General features: G+C 72.3%; 25 protein-coding genes. 15 read left to right on the forward strand and 10 right to left on the reverse strand.

Annotation, left to right across the window (positions count from 1 at the left end):
* The first annotated feature begins 61 nt into the window (after window positions 1-61).
* Window positions 62-946 carry a GlxA family transcriptional regulator gene (locus ACGFMK_RS13215; protein WP_392761616.1) on the forward strand — a complete coding sequence of 295 codons (885 nt, stop codon included), beginning with the start codon at window positions 62-64 and terminating at the stop codon, window positions 944-946.
* On the opposite strand, the gene infA is transcribed toward ACGFMK_RS13215, so the two are convergent.
* Together infA and ACGFMK_RS13225 are read right to left on the reverse strand one after the other, a co-directional pair.
* The gene (gene infA, locus ACGFMK_RS13220) at window positions 909-1,130 is read right to left on the reverse strand and encodes a translation initiation factor IF-1 (RefSeq protein WP_392761619.1); all 222 of its coding nucleotides are present in this window, start codon (window positions 1,128-1,130) and stop codon (window positions 909-911) included. The genes ACGFMK_RS13215 and infA overlap by 38 nt on opposite strands.
* Complete coding sequence (locus tag ACGFMK_RS13225; protein WP_392761622.1) at window positions 1,130-1,861, reverse strand: GNAT family N-acetyltransferase; 732 nt, start codon at window positions 1,859-1,861, stop codon at window positions 1,130-1,132. The genes infA and ACGFMK_RS13225 overlap by 1 nt, the downstream gene beginning before the upstream one ends.
* Window positions 1,862-2,136: 275 nt before the next feature.
* On the opposite strand from ACGFMK_RS13225, the gene ACGFMK_RS13230 reads away from it, so the two are divergent.
* On the forward strand, window positions 2,137-2,328 hold the full coding sequence (locus ACGFMK_RS13230) for a hypothetical protein (protein ID WP_392761624.1): 192 nt from the start codon (window positions 2,137-2,139) through the stop codon (window positions 2,326-2,328).
* 324 nt (window positions 2,329-2,652) lie between these two features.
* On the opposite strand, the gene ACGFMK_RS13235 is transcribed toward ACGFMK_RS13230, so the two are convergent.
* Window positions 2,653-3,510, reverse strand: a complete 858-nt coding sequence (locus ACGFMK_RS13235) for an NAD(P)H-binding protein (protein WP_392761627.1) — start codon at window positions 3,508-3,510, stop codon at window positions 2,653-2,655.
* Between the two features lie 74 nt (window positions 3,511-3,584).
* Between ACGFMK_RS13235 and ACGFMK_RS13240 the strand changes: the two genes are divergently transcribed.
* Entirely contained in the window at window positions 3,585-4,223 is a 639-nt protein-coding gene (locus ACGFMK_RS13240; RefSeq protein ID WP_392761630.1) for a TetR/AcrR family transcriptional regulator, read from the forward strand.
* A gap of 20 nt (window positions 4,224-4,243) precedes the next feature.
* Window positions 4,244-5,044 (forward strand): Fpg/Nei family DNA glycosylase, encoded by an 801-nt coding sequence (locus ACGFMK_RS13245; protein WP_392761632.1) that lies wholly within the window; start codon window positions 4,244-4,246, stop codon window positions 5,042-5,044.
* Here the strand turns inward: ACGFMK_RS13245 and ACGFMK_RS13250 are convergent.
* Entirely contained in the window at window positions 5,041-5,523 is a 483-nt protein-coding gene (locus ACGFMK_RS13250; protein WP_392761635.1) for a DinB family protein, read from the reverse strand. The two genes, ACGFMK_RS13245 and ACGFMK_RS13250, sit on opposite strands and share 4 nt — an antisense overlap.
* Window positions 5,524-5,594: 71 nt before the next feature.
* Between ACGFMK_RS13250 and ACGFMK_RS13255 the strand changes: the two genes are divergently transcribed.
* Complete coding sequence (locus ACGFMK_RS13255) at window positions 5,595-6,389, forward strand: PIG-L family deacetylase (protein WP_392761637.1); 795 nt, start codon at window positions 5,595-5,597, stop codon at window positions 6,387-6,389.
* A 10-nt stretch (window positions 6,390-6,399) separates the two neighbouring features.
* Here ACGFMK_RS13255 and ACGFMK_RS13260 read toward each other — a convergent pair whose 3' ends face one another.
* Window positions 6,400-6,798, reverse strand: a complete 399-nt coding sequence (locus tag ACGFMK_RS13260) for a RidA family protein (protein WP_392761640.1) — start codon at window positions 6,796-6,798, stop codon at window positions 6,400-6,402.
* 45 nt (window positions 6,799-6,843) lie between these two features.
* Between ACGFMK_RS13260 and mtnA the strand changes: the two genes are divergently transcribed.
* Window positions 6,844-7,812, forward strand: coding sequence for an S-methyl-5-thioribose-1-phosphate isomerase (gene mtnA / locus ACGFMK_RS13265; protein ID WP_392761642.1), 969 nt, complete (start codon window positions 6,844-6,846; stop codon window positions 7,810-7,812).
* Here mtnA and ACGFMK_RS13270 read toward each other — a convergent pair.
* From ACGFMK_RS13270 to ACGFMK_RS13280, 3 genes are all read right to left on the reverse strand, one after another.
* A complete protein-coding gene (locus ACGFMK_RS13270) occupies window positions 7,809-8,024 on the reverse strand; it encodes a ferredoxin (protein ID WP_323334049.1) in 216 nt (71 codons plus the stop codon). The two genes, mtnA and ACGFMK_RS13270, sit on opposite strands and share 4 nt — an antisense overlap.
* Before the next feature lie 15 nt (window positions 8,025-8,039).
* Complete coding sequence (locus ACGFMK_RS13275) at window positions 8,040-9,230, reverse strand: cytochrome P450 (RefSeq protein WP_392761646.1); 1,191 nt, start codon at window positions 9,228-9,230, stop codon at window positions 8,040-8,042.
* A gap of 99 nt (window positions 9,231-9,329) precedes the next feature.
* A complete protein-coding gene (locus ACGFMK_RS13280) occupies window positions 9,330-10,055 on the reverse strand; it encodes a hypothetical protein (RefSeq protein ID WP_392761649.1) in 726 nt (241 codons plus the stop codon).
* 163 nt (window positions 10,056-10,218) lie between these two features.
* On the opposite strand from ACGFMK_RS13280, the gene ACGFMK_RS13285 reads away from it, so the two are divergent.
* The 5 genes from ACGFMK_RS13285 to ACGFMK_RS13305 are packed head-to-tail and all read left to right on the forward strand — an operon-like array spanning window position 10,219 to window position 13,686.
* Window positions 10,219-10,722, forward strand: coding sequence for a PadR family transcriptional regulator (locus tag ACGFMK_RS13285; protein WP_392761652.1), 504 nt, complete (start codon window positions 10,219-10,221; stop codon window positions 10,720-10,722).
* The gene (locus ACGFMK_RS13290; protein ID WP_392761654.1) at window positions 10,719-11,933 is read left to right on the forward strand and encodes a cytochrome P450; all 1,215 of its coding nucleotides are present in this window, start codon (window positions 10,719-10,721) and stop codon (window positions 11,931-11,933) included. The genes ACGFMK_RS13285 and ACGFMK_RS13290 overlap by 4 nt, the downstream gene beginning before the upstream one ends.
* Before the next feature lie 10 nt (window positions 11,934-11,943).
* A complete protein-coding gene (locus ACGFMK_RS13295; protein WP_392761657.1) occupies window positions 11,944-12,141 on the forward strand; it encodes a ferredoxin in 198 nt (65 codons plus the stop codon).
* Window positions 12,142-12,183: 42 nt separating this feature from the next.
* On the forward strand, window positions 12,184-12,747 hold the full coding sequence (locus ACGFMK_RS13300) for a TetR family transcriptional regulator (RefSeq protein ID WP_392761660.1): 564 nt from the start codon (window positions 12,184-12,186) through the stop codon (window positions 12,745-12,747).
* Window positions 12,748-12,777: 30 nt separating this feature from the next.
* Window positions 12,778-13,686, forward strand: coding sequence for a phosphotransferase family protein (locus tag ACGFMK_RS13305; protein ID WP_392761663.1), 909 nt, complete (start codon window positions 12,778-12,780; stop codon window positions 13,684-13,686).
* Here ACGFMK_RS13305 and ACGFMK_RS13310 read toward each other — a convergent pair.
* Window positions 13,678-16,416, reverse strand: a complete 2,739-nt coding sequence (locus ACGFMK_RS13310; RefSeq protein WP_392761666.1) for an FAD-binding and (Fe-S)-binding domain-containing protein — start codon at window positions 16,414-16,416, stop codon at window positions 13,678-13,680. The two genes, ACGFMK_RS13305 and ACGFMK_RS13310, sit on opposite strands and share 9 nt — an antisense overlap.
* A 37-nt stretch (window positions 16,417-16,453) precedes the next feature.
* Here ACGFMK_RS13310 and ACGFMK_RS13315 point away from each other — a divergent pair, with 37 nt between their 5' ends.
* A complete protein-coding gene (locus ACGFMK_RS13315) occupies window positions 16,454-17,263 on the forward strand; it encodes a PHP domain-containing protein (protein ID WP_392761669.1) in 810 nt (269 codons plus the stop codon).
* A gap of 90 nt (window positions 17,264-17,353) precedes the next feature.
* Here the strand turns inward: ACGFMK_RS13315 and ACGFMK_RS13320 are convergent, their stop codons facing one another.
* Window positions 17,354-18,370 (reverse strand): Glu/Leu/Phe/Val dehydrogenase dimerization domain-containing protein, encoded by a 1,017-nt coding sequence (locus ACGFMK_RS13320; RefSeq protein ID WP_392761672.1) that lies wholly within the window; start codon window positions 18,368-18,370, stop codon window positions 17,354-17,356.
* Window positions 18,371-18,447: 77 nt separating this feature from the next.
* Here ACGFMK_RS13320 and ACGFMK_RS13325 point away from each other — a divergent pair, with 77 nt between their 5' ends.
* The 3 genes from ACGFMK_RS13325 to ACGFMK_RS13335 all read left to right on the forward strand — a co-directional run bounded on the left by ACGFMK_RS13325 (window position 18,448) and on the right by ACGFMK_RS13335 (window position 19,906).
* Complete coding sequence (locus ACGFMK_RS13325) at window positions 18,448-18,906, forward strand: Lrp/AsnC family transcriptional regulator (RefSeq protein WP_392761675.1); 459 nt, start codon at window positions 18,448-18,450, stop codon at window positions 18,904-18,906.
* A 128-nt stretch (window positions 18,907-19,034) separates the two neighbouring features.
* Window positions 19,035-19,292 (forward strand): hypothetical protein, encoded by a 258-nt coding sequence (locus ACGFMK_RS13330; RefSeq protein WP_392761676.1) that lies wholly within the window; start codon window positions 19,035-19,037, stop codon window positions 19,290-19,292.
* Window positions 19,293-19,333: 41 nt separating this feature from the next.
* Window positions 19,334-19,906, forward strand: a complete 573-nt coding sequence (locus tag ACGFMK_RS13335; protein ID WP_392761679.1) for a GNAT family N-acetyltransferase — start codon at window positions 19,334-19,336, stop codon at window positions 19,904-19,906.
* Window positions 19,907-19,926: the final 20 nt, after the last annotated feature.

Consider the following 19,926-nt stretch of genomic DNA (forward strand, 5'->3'; position numbering starts at 1 on the left):
GGACGGGGCTTCCCGGACGGAGACGGCGGTGTAGCCCGGCTGGGCGAGGATCTCGGGGTGCATGTCCCCCACGGTGCCGCGCCCGGGCCACGCCGGAACAGAGTTCGACGTCTGCGCCGAGACGCCCGGCCCGGTGCCGACCACGGCCGGGTACACGATGTCCGTGCCGCGGGGGCTTTCGGCGCTCGCGTCCGCGGACACCGTGCTCATCCCGGGCTGGGCGCCGCTCGACGAGCCGCTGCCCGCCCGCGTGCGCACCGCCCTGCTGCGGGCCCACGCCCGCGGCGCCCGGCTCGTCACGATCTGCTCGGGTGTCTTCGCGCTCACCCGCACCGGGCTGCTGGACGGCCGTTCGGCCACGACGCACTGGCAGCGCGCCGCGCGGCTGCGGGCGGAGTTCCCCGACGTGCGTGTCGAGCCCGACGCGCTGTACGTCGACCACGGCGACGTCGCGACGAGCGCCGGTGCGGGCGCGGGGATCGACCTGCGCCTGCACCTCGTGCGGAAGGACCACGGGGCCGCGCACGCGGCGCTCGTCGCGCGGCACATGGTGATGCCGCCGCGCCGCGACGGCGGCCAGGCCCAGTACGCGCCACCGTCGGACGCGCTGGACGGCCTCCTCGACTGGGCCGGCGCGCGCCTCGGGACGTCGCTGTCGGTGGGTGACCTGGCCGCGCACCTGAACGTTTCGCCGCGCACGCTGGCGCGGCGGTTCACCGAGCGGCTCGGCACGAGCCCCGGCGCCTGGCTGCTTTCACGCCGGGTCGCCGAGGCCCGCACCCTGCTCGAGGAGACCGGCCTGCCGGTGGAGGCGATCGCGGCGCGCGTCGGCCTCACCTCCGCGGTGAACCTCCGCCGCCGCTTCCGCACCCTGGTCGGCACGACCCCGGATGCCTACCGGCGGACGTTCAGCTCCGGTAGCGGAACAGGATCCGGCCGCGGCTGAGGTCGTACGGGCTGAGCTCCACGAGCACCCGGTCGAACGGCAGGATCTTGATGTAGTTCCGCCGGATCTTCCCGCTGATGTGCGCGAGCACCTTGTGCCCGTTTTCCAGCTCCACCCGGAACGTGGCGTTGCGCAGGCACTCCGTGACGGTGCCCTCGATTTCGATGCTGCCGGTCTTCGCCATCAGCGGATCACCAGCTCGAGGTTGCTGCCCGCCCGCCGGGCACCGAAGCTCTCGAACAACGCCGTGGCCGCCGCGTTGGCCTCGTTCACCTCGGCGGACGCCGTCTCGATTCCCTTGTGGTACAAGGAATCCAGCACATGGGCGAGCAGAGCCCGGGCGATGCCCCGGCGGCGCAGCTCGGCCCGGACCGCGATCAACCCGATCCGGGGCTGCCGCAGCGGTACCACCCGGACCAGCCCTGCGTAGTCACCGCCGCGCGCGGCCACGGCGTACCTGGACGGGTCGAGCACGGACCGCACTTCGGCGGGCATCTCCTGCCAGCCGACGGTCCTTTCGACCTCGGCACGGATCACGCGATCCAGCTCTTTCAAGGGCTTTTCTTCCGCCTCGCCGACTGGGATGACGGTGACGTCAGGAGGGGTTTCGCCGGCTCTGGTGGGCACGACGTACTCCCACTCGCGACGGCGGATCGAGAAGCCGGCGCGCAGCCAGTCGGTGGTCAGGTCGAGATCGGCCTCGTCGACCACGGTGTGGAGCGGCCTCGGCAGGTCCCGCAGCATCGCCTCGGCAAGGTGGTCGAAGACGGCGCCGTGCCAGGCGTCGATGCTGAGGAAGGTCCGCCCATCGGGCCGCCGGGAAGCTTCGCCGCGGCCGACCACGAGGTCGTCCTCCAGCGCGTGCCAATGCCGCTCCGCGACCCGCGTCACGACGGCGGTGCCTGAATGGTTCATGGTGTCACCTTTCGGGAGTGCCTGGCGCTCCCGGCGACACCTACGTCAGCCGCCCGACCGTGCTGGGAAGGGGAGCACCCACATCACTGCAACGTTCACGGGGTCTCACCTCCTGGGCCGGTGTCACGGTTCCCGCGCAGGTTACCGGCTGGAGGTCCCCGCACCCAACTCCTTTTCCGGCGGCGCCGGCCGGGGTCTCCAGGTGGGTGGCCAGGACCAAGCCGGCGGCGAAGACCTGGCCGCTTCCGCGAGTTGGCCGGTTGATCAGACCGAGCATGCGAACCGCAGGCCGAGCGAACCGCGGCCTCTCGCTGTCGGTCGGAACGAACCTTGAACGAGGTGCGGGCACCGGACCGGCGGCGATCTACTCGGCGGTGCAGAACCGTGACCGCATCGTCCTCTCCGAGGTCGAACGCGGTATCGACGCAGAAGTCGCGGCCGGTCTTCAAGCCGAAGCAAATCACTGAAACCGGCCACAGCGTCGGCATTGGGGTGGCCGAAGCTCGTCCCGTAACGACCAGTCTGCAGTTGCTGCAGGCACCCTGTCATCGAACCCCCACGGCGCCATGTTCGGCCAACCCCCGCGACCCCAGTACGGCCGGTGCAGCACCCGGTGCAACCGGCCATCTCGTGGACATATCCGCTCCGCGCGACGGCGGCCCACTCATCCCACGAGGCCGACTCGCCCGACCGGCCAGGTTGTCGTCGTCGACGTAGCGGCCGTCCGAGTCGAGGAACTTTCGCCGGTAGCCTCGGCGTTCCAGGGCCTGCCGTCGCTCAGGGCCGCTTTGTTACGCCGCCGCTCCAATGGCCTCCGCCAGCACCGACCGCAACGGTGTCGCCGGGCGTCCCAGCAGCCGCTCCAGTTCCGGGTTCACCTCGGCGAACTCGCCGCGGCGGGAGGCGTGGAACATGCCCAGCAGCAGCCGCGCCTGCGGCGCCGGGACGCCGTGGCCGGTCAGGGACGCCACCCACTCCTCGTCGTCCGCGACGACCCGGCGGATCGTGCGGCCCGTCAGCTCCGTGAGGATGCGCGCGGCGTCCGTGAGGTCCAGCGCGACCGGAGCGGTCAGCGGCGGGGTCGGTCCCTCGAAAGAGCCGTCCGACGCCAGGATGATCGCCGCCGCTTCGGCCAGGTCGGCGTGTGCGGTCCAGGACACCGGGCCGTCCGCCGGGGCGATCAGCTCGCCGGTTTCCAGGGCCGCGCCGAGCAGCTGGGGCACGGTGCTCGCGTAGAAACCGTTGCGCAGCACCGTGAACGGCGTGCCCGTCTCCGCCAGGTGGGCCTCGGTCGCCGCGTGGTCGGGCATCGGCGCGAACAGCGAATCCTCGGCCGCGCCCTGGTGGCTCGTGTAGAGGATACGCCCGGCGCCCGCCTTCACCGCGGCCTCGATCGCCGTGACGTGGCTTTCGACGGCCTTTCCGCCCGTCTCGTTCGCCGAGACGATGAGCACCTGCGAAGCACCCTCGAACGCCTCGGCGAGGGACTGCGGGTCGCCGAAGTCGCCGCGCCGCACGCGGACGCCCAGGTCGCCGGCGCGGCCGACGTCCCGGACGCTGACGCCGACCTGCTCGGCCGGGACGAGCCCCAGCAGCCGCTGGACGATCCGCGAGCCGAGCTTGCCGGTCCCACCGGTGATGACGATCATGGTCCACCTCTCGCTAACGTTGGTAGTAACGACGTTAGCATCATGGATACCACAGATGCGTTACCATTGAAAACATGACGACGGTCAGGGACGAGACGCGGGCGCACATCGTGGAGGTCGCGGCGCGGCTGCTGCGGAACGAGAGCCCGGTCACGATCCGCGCCGTCGCGCAGGCGGCCGGGCTGCAGCCGCCGGCCATCTACCGGTTCTTCGCGGACAAGGACGCGCTGCTCGACGCTGTCGCCGAGCACGTGTTCACCGCCTACGTCACCGGGAAGACGCTCGACGAATCGGCCGACCCGGTGGCCGATCTGCGCGCCGGCTGGGACGCGCACGTCGCCTTCGGCCTCGCCAACGCGCCGCTGTTCGGCCTGCTGATCGACCCGCGGCGGCCCGCGGGCCCGGCCGCGGCCGCCGGGATGGCGGTGCTGCGCGCCCGCGTCCACCGCCTCGCGGCCACCGGACGGCTCCGGGTCACCGAACGACGCGCGGTCGAGCTGGTCCACGCCGCCGGCACCGGCGCCGTGCTCACGCTGCTGGCCACGCCGCCGGACGACCGGGAGACCGGGCTCGCCGACGCGCTGTACCAGGCGGTGCTGCACGCGATCCTCGCCGACGCACCGGCGCCCGAGGTCGCCACACCCGACCTGGCGAAGCTGACCGCCGCCGAACGCGCGCTGCTCGCCGAGTGGCTCGACCGGCCCGGCGGCTGAGCTTGGGGCAGACTGGGCCCGTGCCGGAACTGCCCGAGGTCGAGCTCGCCCGCCAGGTCCTCACCGGGGCCCTGGACCGCAAGATCCGCGAGGTCGACGACCACGACGACTGGGTCTGCCGCCCGCACGCGCCCGGCGACATCGCCGCCGCGCTGACCGGCGGCCGCCTGACCGCCGCGCACCGGCGAGGCAAAACCCTGTGGTGCGAAACCGAAGGCGGCGACGGTCGGCCCGGCCCGAACCTCGGCCTGCACCTGGGGATGGCCGGCCAGCTGCGGCTCGGCGACGAGCGCGGGCCGCTCGGCCCCGAGCACCTCAGCCGCCGGGTGGAAAAGCCCGAGTGGTTCCGGTTCGGGATCACCTTCGCCGACGGCGAACAGCTGCGGTTGTTCGACACGCGACGGCTCAGCCGGGTGCGCCTCGATCCCGACCTGGACGCGCTGGGCCCCGACGCCGGCGAGGTCGCGCGGGCCGAGTTCCGCGAGCGCGTCGGCCGCGGCCGGGCGCCGCTGAAGGCGCGGCTGCTGGACCAGTCCGTGGTCGCCGGGATCGGCAACCTGCTGGCCGACGAAACCCTGTGGCAGGCCGCACTGAGCCCGTCGCGACCGGTCGACGGCCTCACCGGCGACGACCTCACCGAACTCCACAAGGCGCTGAGGAAGTCGTTGCGCGCCGCGATCAAGCACGGCGGGGTGCACACCGGCGAGATCATCGGGCACCGCCGCGCCGGCGACCACTGCCCGCGCTGCGGCGCCGAGATGGCGCACGGCACGGTCGGCGGCCGGTCGACCTGGTGGTGTTCGAAGGAACAGACCGGCTAACGCGGCCCGAGCCCGGTGCGGCCGTCGATCAGCTCGCGCACGACGTCCAGCTGGCCGGCGTGCCGGGCCGTCTCCTCGATCATGTGCAGCACCACCCCGCGCAGGTCGCCGACCTCCGCCTCGGGCAGCTCCGGGGAAAGTGCGTGGCAGGGTGTGGCGAGCGGCGTCGCGGCGAAGATCTCGTCGGACCGCGCGCACTGGTGCCGGTAGAACGCGAAAACGACCTCCGGCGGACGCGGCGTGGTCAGGGGCGCGTGGTCGTCGTCCGGCCAGGCGACCGGGTCGGCCGTGCCGGTGACGATCTCCTGGAACCAGTACCGCTCGGCGTACCCGAGGTGCTCCACCATCCCCAGCGGCGTCCACCCGGACGGCAGGACCGCGGCCGTCAGCGCCGTCTCGTCCAAGCCGTCGAGGATCGCCAGGACGACATCGCGTTGGGCGCGCAGGTACCCCAGCAGCAAACTCTTCTCGCGGTCCACGACGCCGGACCCTGGCGACTCCGCACGACGGCGAACGGAAATTGTCGGAGGTACCCGGTAGCGTCGGATCCATGGCAACACTGGTCACCTTCCACGCCCATCCCGACGACGAGTGCCTCCGCACCGCGGGCGTCATGCGGAAAGCCGTCGAAGACGGGCACCGCGTCGTGCTGGTCGTCGCCACGCGCGGCGAGGTCGGCGAGGTACCCGACGGATTTCTCGCCGAGGGCGAAAAACTCGAGGACCGCCGGGTCCGGGAGGCGCACGCGGCCGCGGAGATCCTCGGCGTCGAGCGCGTCGAGTTCCTCGGCTACCGCGACTCCGGGATGATGGGCGAGGCGACGAACGACGACCCGCGGTGCTTCTGGCAGGCCGACGTCGAAACCGCCGCCGCCCGGCTCGCGGCGATCCTGCGCGAGGAGTCGGCGAGCGTGCTGACCGTCTACGACGACAACGGCGACTACGGCCACCCGGACCACATCCAGGTCCACCGCGTCGGCGTCCGCGCGGCCGAGCTGGCCGGCACCGCCCGGGTCTTCCAGGCCACGTTCAACCGCGAGTTCATGCAGCGCGGCTTCGAAGCGGCCGTCGAACAGGGGTTGATGCCGCCGGAGGCCGCCCCGAAACCCCCGGAGAACGTCGAGTTCGGCAAGCCCGAGGCCGAGATCACCGCGGCGGTGGACGTCTCGAAGTACGTGGACGTGAAACGCGCGGCGATGCGCGCCCACCCGAGCCAGATCAGCGAGGACATGTTCATGCTGGCGATGCCGGACGACGCGTTCGCCTTCGCGTTCGGCACCGAGTGGTACATCCGAGCCGGCCAGGGGCCGGGGATCACGGAGACGGATCTGATGGCCGGGCTCTGAACGCGGCGGCTCAGGCCAGCGCCGCCGTCACGTCCAGCTCCACCAGCTGGTCCGGGTACCCGAGCTGCGCGACACCCAGCAGGGTGCTCGCCGTGGTGAAGGCCGCGCCGATCTCCGACGCCGTCAGGCGGTCCCAGACCGCCGAGAGCGTCGCGCGGTCGCCGGTGGCCACGTAGATCACCGTGCGGACCACGTCTTCCGGGGTGGCGCCGGCGAACGTCAGCGCGGCCGCCGTGTTGGCGATGACCTGGTCGGTCTGGGCGAGCACGTCGCCGTCGACGACCTTGCCGTCCGCGGCCAGCGGGCACTGGCCGGCCAGGTACACCGTGCGGCCCGCCGAAGCGACCGTGACGTGGTGGTACCCCGGTGTCGGGTGCAGACCGGGCGGATTCTGCCGTTGTATGGTCACAACCCGCATCCTCTCCGGGCGGGCAACCGGATTTCGGGAGGGCACGTGCGCAGGACCATCGACTGGGCGGACGGCGCGATCGTCATCATCGACCAGACCGCGCTGCCCGCCGAGTACCGGCTGCTGGAGCTGCGCACGGTCGGCGAACTGGTCGACGCGATCAAGCGGCTCGCCGTCCGCGGCGCGCCCGCGCTCGGGGGTGCCGGCGCCCTCGGCGTCGCGCTGGCGGCCCGCCTCGGCGGGGACGTCCGGGCCGAGGCCGAGCTGATCGCCGGCGCCCGCCCGACCGCGGTCAACCTGCGCTGGGGTGTCGAACGCGCGCTGGCCAAGCTCGGCCAGGGCGCCGACGCCGTCCTCGCCGAAGCACAAGCCCTGCTCACCGAAGACGAAGAACTGAACAAGACGGCGTCCGCGCACGCCGCCGAGATCGTGCTGGCCGAATGCCCGCGCCGGCCGCTGCGGCTGCTCAGCCACTGCAACGCCGGCCGGCTCGCGACCGTCTCGTGGGGTAGCGCGCTCGGCGTCGTCTGGCACCTTCAGGCGCGCGGCCTCGTCGAGGAGGTACTCGTCGACGAGACGCGCCCGCTGCTGCAGGGTGCCCGGTTGACGGCGTGGGAGCTGGCGCAGGCCGGTGTCCCCTACCGGGTCCAGCCCGACGGCGCGGCCGCCGCCGCGATGGCGCGCGGGATGGTCGACTGCGTGCTCGTCGGCGCCGACCGGATCGCGGCCAACGGCGACGTCGCCAACAAGATCGGCACCTACGGCCTGGCGATCGCCGCCGCGCACCACGACGTACCGTTCGTCGTCGTCGCGCCGTCGTCCACAGTGGACAGCTCGCTCGCGGACGGCACGGGCATCACCATCGAGGAACGCGACGCCCGCGAGCTCACCGAATTCGCCGGGGTGGGCATCACGCCGCCGGGCGCGGAGGTGTTCAACCCCGCGTTCGACGTCACCCCGGCGGCGCTGATCACGGCCGTGGTCACCGAACACGGCCGTTACGACCCTTCTTAAGGGCGCGGGCCGATCTCGCGGCCGCCGTCGGTCACCAGGATCGCCATGGCCGGGCAGGAGTCGGCGGCGTCGAGCACCGTCTCGTCGCCGTCGACCTCGTCGGTGACCGTGTGCGCCACCGCGCCGTCCAGCGCGAACACCTCGGGCATCAGGGACGCGCACATCCCCGAGCCGATGCAGGTGTGTTCGTCGACCTCAACGTGCCAGCTCATAGTCACCCTTCACCGTCACCAGCCGATCGGCATCGACCGCGGTCCGCGGACGAGCATCTGCGTCTTCCACACGATATCGCCGGCCAGGTGCAACCCCGGCATCTCGGTGACCAACGCGCGCAGCGCCTCCTGCAGTTCGAGCCGGGCGAGCGGCGCGCCGAGGCAGTGGTGGACCCCGTGGCCGAAGCCGAGGTGGTGGTTGTCCTCGCGGTCGAGCCGCAGCCCGTCCGCGTCGTCGAACTGCAGCCGGTCGCGGTTGGCCGCGCCGACGGCCACCAGCACGGGTTCACCCGCGCGCACCAGCGCCCCGCCGACCTCGACGTCCTCGGTGGCGTACCGCGCGAACCCGGCGCCGGCGCCCAGCGGCACGAACCGCAGCAGCTCCTCGACCGCGGCCGGGATCAGCTCGGGGTCGGCGCACAGCCGGTCCCACTGCCCGGGCTGGTCCAGCAGCGCGTAGACGAAGTTGGGGATCTGGCTGGCGGTGGTCTCGTGGCCGGCGACGAGGATGCCGACGCACAGGTCGACCAGCTCCAGCTCGGTCAGCCGGTCGCGCGTGTCGCGGGCCTCGATCAACGCCGTCATCAGGTCGTCCTGCGGCTGTTCACGGTGCTCGGCGATCAGCCCGCGCATGTAGTCGCGCAGCTCTTCGCGGTTGCGCTCGAACTCCTCGGGGGTCAGCCCGCTGGTGGACAGCGCGGCGTCACTCCAGACGCGGAACTTCGGCCGGTCGCCGACCGGGACGCCGAGCAGCTCGCAGATCACGGCGACCGGGATCGGCAAGGCGTAGGCGTCGACCAGGTCCGCGGGCGCGCCGGCGGCCTTCATGTCCGCGATCAGCCCGGTGGCGAGCTCGACGACGCGCGGCCGCAGCAGCTCGACGCGGCGCATCGTGAAGGCCTTCGCGACCAGCGTCCGCAGCCGCGTGTGGTCGGGCGGATCCATCTGCAGGATCCCGCCGTCGCGCTGCATCGGCGACCGGCGCGGAGCGTCCTTCTCCTTCTCCATCGCCCGTGAGAAGCGGCGATCCCCGAGCACGAGCCGGGCATCGGCGTACCGGGTGGCCAGCCACGCCGGTTCGCCGTAGGTCATCTTGACCCGCACCAGGCCATTAGCCTCCCGCGCGGCGGCGTAGGCCTCGTTGAGATCGAGCCCGGCCTCCTCGTTGAACGGGTACGCGAGCGGCTCGGTGTGCGTGGTGGTCATGCGGAACCCCCGTGATCTCGTTTGTAAGCACCCGCTTGCAAACGCTACACAGCTTGGAGGCTCACGTCGAGCGCTCTGATGACCACGCTGCGTGGAGGATCACCTGATCGGCAGGTAGGCGGCGACGTCGGCGAGCGCGTCCAACGTCGCGGCGTCGACGCGGCCCGTCGCGGTGTCGGCCTCGGCCACGACCATGCCGTAACCGTCCGGCCGGGACCGGTAGTGCAGGCCGGTCATGCGCACCCCGGCGACCCCGAGGACCGCGGCGATCCCCAGCGGCCGGACGTCGCCGCTCCCCTGCACCGCCTCGACCTTCTCGAACTCCCGCGCCTGCGCCTTGCTCCGGAATCCGACGCGCACGACCGAGATCACCGCGGCGTTGCCGTGCCCGTCGCCGACCGCCAGCAGCATCCGGTTCAGCGCCGTGCAGGGCGTCTTGACCAGGAAGTCCCGCACCCGCCCGGAAGCGGCCGCAACGCAGTCCCCCGCACGTTCGAGCTTGCGCACCGCCCGCTTCAGCTCCTTGAACCGCAGCTTGCTCCAAGCTTCACCCGATTTCCCGCGCTTGGCCGACTCGCGCGCTTCGCCACGACGGGTCTTGAGCGAGCGGCCCGGCAGCGAGTCGACGACGTCGCCGGCCGTGTTCCCGGCGAACGCCTCGGAAGCGGCCCCCAGGCCGGCTTCCGAGGCGGCTCCGCCGAACGCCCCTCCCACGCCCGCGCCGCCGGCGACCAGGACGGCCACGCCGACCGCCGCGACCACACCCCCGCCGCGGCCGACCGGGACCTTCCGGCCGTCCTTCAACGTCACCCATCGCTGCGCCACCCGCACCCTCCCCCGTCACGACGAGGATGTCCGACGCGCGACCGCCCGCCCAGGTCAGCGCGGTTATCGACCCGTTTTTGTCCAGTGCTCGACGGAAAGTTTCCGGCCGGGTGTCACCGCGAGCCATTGCCGGGTCACGGAGACCTAGGTTACGGTGACCTAGGTGTGGATCGAGATCCTGCTGCTGTCGCGACTGGCCCGCGAGCCGATGCACGGTTACGAGCTGCGCAAGGCCGTGGAGGCGTCCACCGGCCACACCCTGTCGAACAACTCGCTCTACCCGACCCTGCGGCGTTTCGTCGACGCCGGTGCGGTGAGCCGCAGCGCGGAGGAACAGGAGGCCAAACCGCCGCGGCACGTCTACACCGTCACCGATGTGGGGCGGGAGCTGCTGCACGACATGCTCGCCGACTTCCCGGCCGAACTGGGGCTCAACGACGCCGAATTCCTCGCCAGGGTGGGGAATTTCGGCTGGCTGCGCGAGGACGAACGCGTCCGCGTGATCGAGGTCCGCGACCGCGCGCTGGCCGCCGAGCGCGAGCGGCTGACGCGGCTGCTCGCCGAGCAGGCCGATCCGTGGAGCCGGGCGACCATGCGGCACGTCTGCGAGCAGTTCGACACCGAACGCGCCTGGCTCTCCGACCTGAAACGAGGAGCGAACTCATGACCACCACCGAAGAGACCCCTCGGCTGCCCTTCGCCCGCGCCAACGCGCTCGCGATCGCGCCCGACTACGAAACGCTCCGGCAGCAGGCTCCCATCAGCCGCGTGCTCACCCCCGCCGGCGACCCGGCGTGGCTGGTGACGTCGTTCGAGGAGGCCAAGGAGGTCTTCCGCGACAAGCGATTCGGCCGCTCGCACCCGGCGCCGGAACAGGCGTCGCGGATCTCCCACGCCGCGATCCAGGACGGCCCGAGCGGCGACTTCGACACCGAAGAACAAGAGCACAAGCGGATGCGGCGGATGCTCGCGCCCGCGTTCTCCGCGCCGCGGATGCGCGCCCTCGGCGACCGGATCGACGAACTGACCACCCGCTGCCTCGACGACATGCAGGCGGCGCACGACGCCCACCCCGCCGAGGCGGTCGACCTGACCGAGCTGCTCGCGTTCCCCCTGCCGGTGCTGGTGATCTGCGAGCTGCTCGGCGTCCCGTTCGAGGACCGCGGGCACTTCCGGAACCTGTCCGAGCGGATCGCGGTGATGGACGGCGGCGCGGACGCCCAGGCCGCGATGAACGAGTTCAAGGCCTACATGACCGGTCTCGCCGACGCCAAGCGCGCGAACCCGCAGCCCGACGTCATCTCCGACATGGTCGCGGCCCAGGCCGGCGACCCGGCGTTCACCGACGACGACCTCGCCCGCTTGAGCGCCGGGCTGCTGTTCGCCGGCCACGAGACGACGTCCACGCGGATCGCGATGGGCGTGCTGTTCCTGCTCACCGACACCAGCCGCCGCGACCGCTTCGCCGCCGACCCGGACGGCGAGGTGAACCAGACGGTCGAGGAGATCCTGCGGATGACCGCGACCAGCGGCACCGGCCTGCTGCGCTACGCCCACGAGGACGTCGAGATCGCCGGGACCCGGATCATGCGCGGGGACGCCGTCCTCATCTCCAGCGACGCGGCCAACCGCGACGCCGCGGCCTTCGCCGAGCCGGACGAGTTCGACCCGGGCCGCACCCCGAACGTCCACCTCGCCTTCGGTACCGGCGCGCACGTCTGCATCGGCGCCAACCTGGCCCGCACCGAGCTGCGGACGGTGTTCCCGGCCCTGTTCCGCCGCTTCCCCGGCATGCGCCTCGCCGTGGGAATCGACGACATCGCGGTCCGCGTGAACCGCGTCGCGGGCGGCGTCGACCGCGTCCCCGTCACCTGGTGAGGAGCACTTTGTGAAGATCAGCGTGGACACCGGGAAGTGCGTCTCTTCCGGACAGTGCGTGCTGCTGGCGCCGGAGACGTTCGACCAGAACGAAGAGGACGGCACGGTCGTCCTGCTCGCGGAGGAACCGCCGGCCGGGGAGCGGGACGCGGCGCGGCAGGCGGAGCTGACCTGCCCGGCCGCGGCGATCCGGCTCGCCGAGGCGTAGGCGCGCCGCGCCCGCGTCCGGTTTGCCGGTTAACCTTCACCGGTGACCGAACAGCCGGGCCGGAAGCGGGACGCCGCCGCGACGCGCCTGGCGCTGCTCGACGCCGCCGCGCAGCTGTTCGCCGAGCGGGGTTTCGACCGCACCACGGTGCGGGACATCGCCAAGGAGGCCGGCGCCAACCAGTCGCTGCTCTTCCGGTACTTCGGCAGCAAAGAGGCGCTGTTCGAGGCGGTCATCGCGCGCAACACGCGTGCGCAGATCGCGTCGAACTCGCCGGAACGGCTGTTCAGCGCGACCCTGCGCGCCATGCTGGAGCCCGGCAGCGAACGGAACCGGACGCTGGAGACCTACCTGCGGTCGCCGGGCAGCGACAGCGCCGCCGCGGCGATGCGGCAGGAGCTCGGCCGCGAGTACGCCGCCACGCTCACGGAACTGACCGACGCCCCGGACGCCGAGCTGCGCGCCGACCTCGCGATCGCCTGGCTGCTCGGCATCGGGCTGGTCCGCGAGATCACCGCCAAGGAACCGCTGGCCAGCGCCGACCCGGACGACATCTGCCGTCTCGTGCTCACCGCCACCCGGACGTTGCTGGAGCGCACCGAATAACCGGTGGACGGCGGCCCTACCGTCGGGATCATGGTGCCCTTCCCGCCCGCGGCGACCGAAGCGGAGTTCGGCGCGCTCACCCGCGAAAGCCTGCTGCCCGCGGTCACGTCCCTGCTCGGCCGCGACGACGTCGTCCCGTTCACCGACGGCTCGCTGCCGGTGTACGCGGTCGGCGACGACCTGGTGCTCAAGCTCTACCCACCGCTGTACCGCGACGAGATCACCACCGAGCGCACGATGCTCGAAGTGCTGCACGGCACCCTGCCCACGCCCCGGCTCGAGCGGACCGGCGAGCGGGACGGCTGGGGTCACCTGCTGATGGCCCGCCTGCCCGGCCGGGCGCTCAAGGAGGCCTGGCCGTCACTGTCCACGGAGGACAGACGACGGCTGGCCCCCGAACTGGGCGAGCTGCTGGCCAGGCTGCACGCCGTCGAGGACCCGAGGCTGGACGTGCTGGCGCCGAAGGACTGGCCGGAGTTCGTCGCCGCGCAGCACGCGAAGGTCGTCGAGCACCATCGGCGGACGAAGCTCGACGACGCTTGGCTGGCCCAGATCCCCGCGTTCCTCGACGCGGCCGACCTCGGGGCGCCGCGCCCGGTGCCGCTGCACACGGAGTTCATGCGCGACCACGTCATGGTGGACGGCGACCGCCCGCGCATCACCGGGCTGTTCGACTTCGAGCCCGCGATGCGCGGCGCCGCGGAGTACGACTTCGTGGCGGCGGGCTTGTTCGTTTCCGGCGGGGACCAGGGTTTCCTGCGCGACCTGCTGCGCGGTTACGGCGTCGAACCGGACGAGGGCTTCCCCCGGCGTTGCCTCGCGTACGCGCTGCTGCACGTCTACAGCGACTTCCGCTGGTACCTCGACGTGCTGCCCGCGCCACCGGAACCGACGCTCGACGCGCTGGCGGAGACGTGGTGGGGCACCAGATCACGGTAGCGCGCGCCGCAGGAGCTCGGCGAGGTGCACGGCTTGACGGCCCGACTCCTGCGCGATCTGCGTCCGGCAGCTGAAGCCGTCGGAGACCACCACGGTGTCCGGCGAGGCCGCGCGGATCGCCGGGAGCATGCGGTCCTCCGCCACCGCCTTCGACACGTCGTAGTGGCCGCGCTCGAAGCCGAAGTTGCCCGCCAGGCCGCAGCACCCCGAATCCAGCGTCGTGTTGCGGACGCCCGCCGCCGCCATGGCCGACTCGTCGGCGGTGAAGCCGAGGACCGCGTGCTGGTGGCAGTGCACCTGGGTGATCGTGTCGACGTCCAGGGCGGCGAACGGGATCGGCGCGCGCTCCAGCAGCTCGGCGAACGTCGCCGTCCGCGACGCCAGCAGGTCCGCGCGGGCGTCACCGGGCAGCAGCGCGGGCAGGTCGCCGCGGAACAGCGCCGTGCAGCTCGGCTCCAGCCCGGCGACCTCGTAACCGGCGTCCAAATAGAGCTGCAGCACGTCCAAGGTGCGGCGCAGCACCCGGCGCGCGACGTCGAGCTGGCCGGTCGACACCCAGGTCAGTCCACAACAGACACCGCGGTCGGGCAGCACGACGTCGTAGCCGGCCGCGGTCAGCACCTCGTGTGCCGCGTCGAGCACCGACGGCGTCAGGTAGTTGTTGAACGAATCCGGCCACAGCACGACCTTCCGCTCGCCGGAGGCCCGGCGCCGCAGGTCGGCCCGCGCCTTCGTGAACGGCTCGCGCGCGAACTCCGGCAGCGCGCGTTCCGGCGCGATCCCGCCCAGCCGTTTCAGCAGGCCGGACAGCACCTTCGAGCGCCCCGCCGCGTTCGCCAGCCGCGGCAGCCGCGCGCTGACCCGCAGCCACAGCGGCAGCCAGCCCATCGAATAGTGCGACGCCGGGCGCAGCCGCCGCCGGTAGTGCTGGTGCAGGAACTCCGCCTTGTACGTCGCCATGTCGACGTCCACCGGGCAGTCCGACAGGCAGCCCTTGCAGGACAGGCACAGGTCGAGCGCGTCGTGGACCTCCGTGGAGCGCCAGCCGTCCGTGATGACTTCGCCGTTGATCATCTCGGCGAGCAGGTGGGCCCGGCCGCGCGTCGAGTGCTGTTCTTCGCGGGTGGCGCGGAAACTCGGGCACATCACACCGCCACCGCTGGTGTTGCGGCACTTCCCCACGCCGACGCAACGCCGCATCGCCTGCCCGAAACTGCCGCGGTCCTCGGGGTAACCGAGCACCGTGACGTCCTCTATGGACAGTGGTGCCGAGCGGACGCGCAGGTTCGCGTCGACCTTGCGCGGCTCGACGAGGATGCCGGGGTTCATCCGCCCGGCGGGGTCGAAGATCGCCTTGAACCGGGCGAAGACGCCGAGCATTTCGGGGCTGTACATCCGGGACAGCAGCTCCGAGCGGGCCTGGCCGTCGCCGTGCTCGCCGGAGAGCGAGCCGCCGTGGGACGCGACGAGGTCCGCGGCCTCCTCCAGGAACCGGCGGAACCCGGCGATCCCCTGCGGTGAGAGCAGATCGAAGTCCAGACGCAGGTGCAGGCAGCCCTCGCCGTAGTGGCCGTAGACGACGCTCCTGCGCCCGTGCGCGCGCATCAGCTCCTTGAACTCGCGCAGGTACGCGCCGAGCCGCTCGGGCGGGACGGCCGCGTCCTCCCAGCCCGGCCACGCCTCGGCGCCGCCGGCGAGCCGGGTCGCCAGGCCGGCGCCCTCTTCGCGGATCCGCCAGAGCCGCCGCTGCGCCACCGGGTCGTCGAGCACCGCGGCCCCGGTCAGCTCCAGCGACGCCGCCAGCGCGCGGGCCCGCCCGGCCGGGTCCTCCCCCGCCAGCTCGACGAACAGCCAGGCCCCGCCCGGCGGCAGGTCGTCCGCACGCCCGGGCAGCATCGCGACGAGCTCGGCGTCGACCCCTTCGACGGTCAGCGGGGACCACGGCAGGATCTGCGGCACGGCGTCGGCCGCGGCGATGTCGGACGGGAACCCCAGCACCGCCAGCACCCGCTGCTGGGGCAGCTCGGCCAGCGCGACCGTCGCTTCGAGCACCGTGACGCAGGTGCCTTCCGAGCCGACCAGGGCCTTCGCGACGTCGAAACCGTTCTCCGGCAACAGGTGCTCCAGGCCGTAACCGGACACCCGGCGGCCCCAGGTCGAGAGCTCCTTGCGCAGCAAGGCCAGATTGTCCCCGACCAGCGCGCGCAGCTCGTCGAAGATCCGGCCCTCGGTGGGCTCGTCCCGTCCCACCCGCAGCCTCGTGCCGTCGTAGAGCAGGACGTCCAGCGAGCGCACGACGTCGACCGTGCGGCCCCAGGCCACCGAGTGCGAGCCGCACGCGTTGTTGCCGATCATCCCGCCGATCGTGCAGCGGCTGTGCGTCGACGGGTCCGGGCCGAACCGCAGGCCGTGCGGCGCCGCGACGGCCTGCAGGTCGTCCAGCACCGTGCCGGGCAGCACCCGCGCGAGCCGCGCGTCCGGGTCGAGCGAGAGCACCCCGCCGACGTGGCGCGAAGTGTCGATCACCAGCCCGGGCCCGCACGCGTTGCCCGCGACGCTGGTGCCGCCGCCGCGGGCGATCACCGGCAGGTCCCGGGCGCGGGCGGCGGCGACCGCGGCGACGACGTCGTCGACCGTCTCCGGCAGCACGACGCCCCGGGGCACGTGGCGGTAGTTGGAGGCGTCGGTCGTGTACAGCGCGAGCGTGGCGGCGTCGGTGAGGATCTCCACGCCCCCATTCAAGACGATCGGTGGCACGATCCGCTGTGTGACGATCGACCTGCACGCCCACAGCACGGCCTCGGACGGGACGACACCACCGGCGGACCTGCCCCGGCTGGCGGCCCAGGCGGGCCTGACCGTGGTGGCGCTCACGGACCACGACACGCTCGACGGCCTGGCTCTGGCGGCGCCCGCCGCCGCGGAAGCCGGGGTCGAGCTGGTGCCCGGCGTCGAGATCTCCTGCCGGCTCGACGACGCCGAGGTGCACCTGCTCGGCTACTTCGTCGACCCGGCGGACGCGCCGCTGGCGGCCGAGCTGGAGCTGATCCGCACCGACCGCGCCCGGCGCGCGGTCCGGATCGTCGAACGCTGCCGCGAGCTGGGTGCGCCGATCACCCTGGACCAGGTCTCCGCCATCGCGGGGGGCGCGCCGCTGGGCCGACCCCACGTCGCGGCGGCGCTGGTGGCGTCGGGGGTGACGACCGACGCGTTCACCCAGGACTGGCTGGCCGACGGCGGCCGCGCGGACGTCCCGAAACACGTCCTGCCCACGGCGGACGCGATCGCCCTGGTCCGCGGAGCGGGCGGTGCGGCGGTGCTGGCCCACCCGCGGTCGTCGAAGCGCCGGGCGGAGGTGTCGGACGCGCAGCTGGCGACGCTGGCCGCGGCGGGTCTGGCCGGGGTGGAGGCCGACCACCCGGAGCAGCCGCCGGAGGTCCGGCAGCGGCTGCGGACGGTGGCCGCGGACCTGGGCCTGCTGGCAACGGGCTCGAGCGACTTCCACGGCGACCGCAAGCCGGTCCACCTGGGCGACTTCACCACCACCCCCGAGGTGCTGGCCGCCCTGCGCCCCTGAGCCCAAGCGCCCCAATGTGGCGTTGGGTGCGCTGGATGCACCGAACGCCACATTGGGTGCGTCAGATGCACCCGACGCCACATCGGGGCGTTACCGAGTGCCCGAGGTGAGGCGGCGATCGGCCAGGGCGGCCGCCTCCCGCAGCGGGGTCGTCGAGTGGGACCGCGCCGACGCCAGGATGTCGGCCACCGTCTCCTCGATCGCCTCGACGCGGGCCAGCGCCGCGGCGTGGTCCAGGCCCTCGGCCTCCCGCGAGAGCGTGTAGACGATCCCGCCCGCGCTCGCCACGTAATCCGGCACCCACAGCACGCCCCGGGCGGCGAGGGCGTCCGCGACGGCGTCGTCGGACAGCTGGTTGTTCGCCGGCCCCACCACCAGCGGCGTGTCGAGCCGGGCCACCGTCTCCGGGGTCAGCACGCCGCCCACCGCCGCCGGGATCACCACGTCCGCGGTCAGGGTGAGCGCTTTCTCCGGCGGGACCCACTCGAAGCCGCGAGCCTCGGCACGCTTCGCCGGATCGATGTCCGACACCACCACCGACGCGCCTTCGGCTTGCAGGCTCGCGGCCAGGTGGGCGCCGACCGAGCCGTACCCGCTGATCACCACCCGGCGCCCGGCCATCGACGGCGTTCCCGACGCGGCCCGCAGGGCGGCGAGGACGCCGACCGCGGTCGGGCCGCTCGACGAGCCGGTGCCGCCCGCGGCTTCGGGTGTGCAGTACGCGTGCGGCGTGACCTCGCGGAGCACCAGCATGTCGGCCGGGCCGGTGCCGACGTCCGGGCCGGCCAGGTACGCACCGTCGAACGACGCGATCAGCTCGGCGTGGTCGAGCAGGACGTCCCGGCGTTCCGCCGGCGAGAGCACCCGGCCGGGCTCGAGCGCGATGACGCTCTTCGCGCCGCCGAAGGCGAGGCCCGCGACAGCGCACTTCGCGGTCATCGCGGCCGACAGGCGCAGGACGTCCTCGACGGCCTCCGTCAGGCCCGGATAGGCCCTGAAGCGGCAGCCCCCGACGGCCGGGCCGAGCGCGCTCGAATGGATGGCGACCATCGTGGTGACCCCGGATCGGCGGCCACGGCGGGCTACGAGTTGCTCATGTGCGGTCATAGGGCCCGAAACTAGAGTGAAGATCGGCTGTCTCGATCCATGGCCGAACGAAATTCGGTGACGACCAGGAGGTTCCGGTGCTCGACGAACTTGATTCGGCGATCGTGCGGCTGCTGCAGGAGGACGCGCGGCAGACCAACCGCGAAATCGCGCGGAAGGTCGGCATCGCGCCCTCGACCTGCCTCGAGCGGATCCGGCTGCTGCGGGAGCGCGGCGTCATCCGTGGTTACCACGCCGACATCGACCTCGCGAGCCTCAACCGCGGCGTCCGGGCCCTGGTCGCGGCGCAGGTGCGGCCGCTGAGCCGGGCGGTGATCGACGCGTTCCAGCAGTCGATCGGCGAACTGCCGGAAGTGCTTTCGGTCTACGTCACGGCGGGCAGCGACGATTTCCTGATCGAAGTCACCGCCCCCGACATCGACGGGCTGCACGCGTTCCTCGCCGACCGGCTCGCGATCCGCCGGGAGGTCGTCGGCTTCCGCACTTCGATCATTTTCCGGCACCTGCGCAAGACGACGTTGGAACCCCTGGCCTAAGGGGTACCCGGACGTGGACGACACGCCACCCCTGAGTACACCCCCTAAATACCCGGATTCGCACGCTGAGAGGCGGAAACTGTCGGTGGCGGGGCGTCTAATGAGCTCGACGGGAAGGAGGCGCCGCCATGATCACCGAACTGAACCATCGTGAGCGGGCCACATTGAGAGCCGTGGCAGTGGGCCACGCCGAGATCAGCTGCAGCTGCGAACCCGACCTCTTCATCGACGGCCTGAGCTGCTGCGACCAGTCCACCGTGCACCGGCTGGCCCGCCTGGGCCTGATCGCGCCGGCCCGCCCGGGCAAGTGCGGCGAACGCGTTCCGGCACTACTCACCGAAGCCGGCTCGCACGCGCTGGGTGAGGTTCTCGCGGCCGCCGCGTAATTGTTTTGCCAGGGCGGTGGGGGCACTGCCAGCATCACCCGATGCACGTATTCCTCGAAACCGAGCGGCTGATCCTCCGCCGGTTCACCGAGAACGACGCGGACGCGCTGTTCGAGCTCTACGACGACCCCGCGGTGATGAAGTACCTCAATGGGGGCAGGCCCGCGGATCGCACCGAGATCGTCACTCTCGATCTCCCCGCGTTCCTCGGTTACTACGAGCGTTTCCCCGGTTACGGGTTCTGGGCCGCGATCGAGAAGCCGACCGGTGATTTCCTGGGGTGGTTCCATTTCCGGTCGCGGCCGGCCGATCCGCCGGACGAACCCGAACTGGGCTACCGGCTGCACCAGGCCGCCTGGGGCAAGGGCTACGGCACCGAAGGCTCGGCCGCGCTGCTCGCGAAGGGTTTCGACGACCTGGGGGTCAAGCGCGTCACGGCGTTCACCATGACGGTGAACCAGCGCTCGCGGCGGGTGATGGAAAAACTGGAGATGACGTTCGTCCGCACGTACTTCGAAGAGTTCCCGGAGCACGAACGTGCCCCGGGTTCGGAGCACGGCGAGGTCGAATACGCGATCACCCGCGAGGACTGGCTCGCGGCCAGGGACTCGTGAGCGCCGCGCTGGGCGGCACC

The organism is Amycolatopsis sp. NPDC049252 (assembly GCF_043197175.1).
In the GTDB taxonomy this organism is placed as follows: Bacteria; Actinomycetota; Actinomycetes; order Mycobacteriales; family Pseudonocardiaceae; genus Amycolatopsis.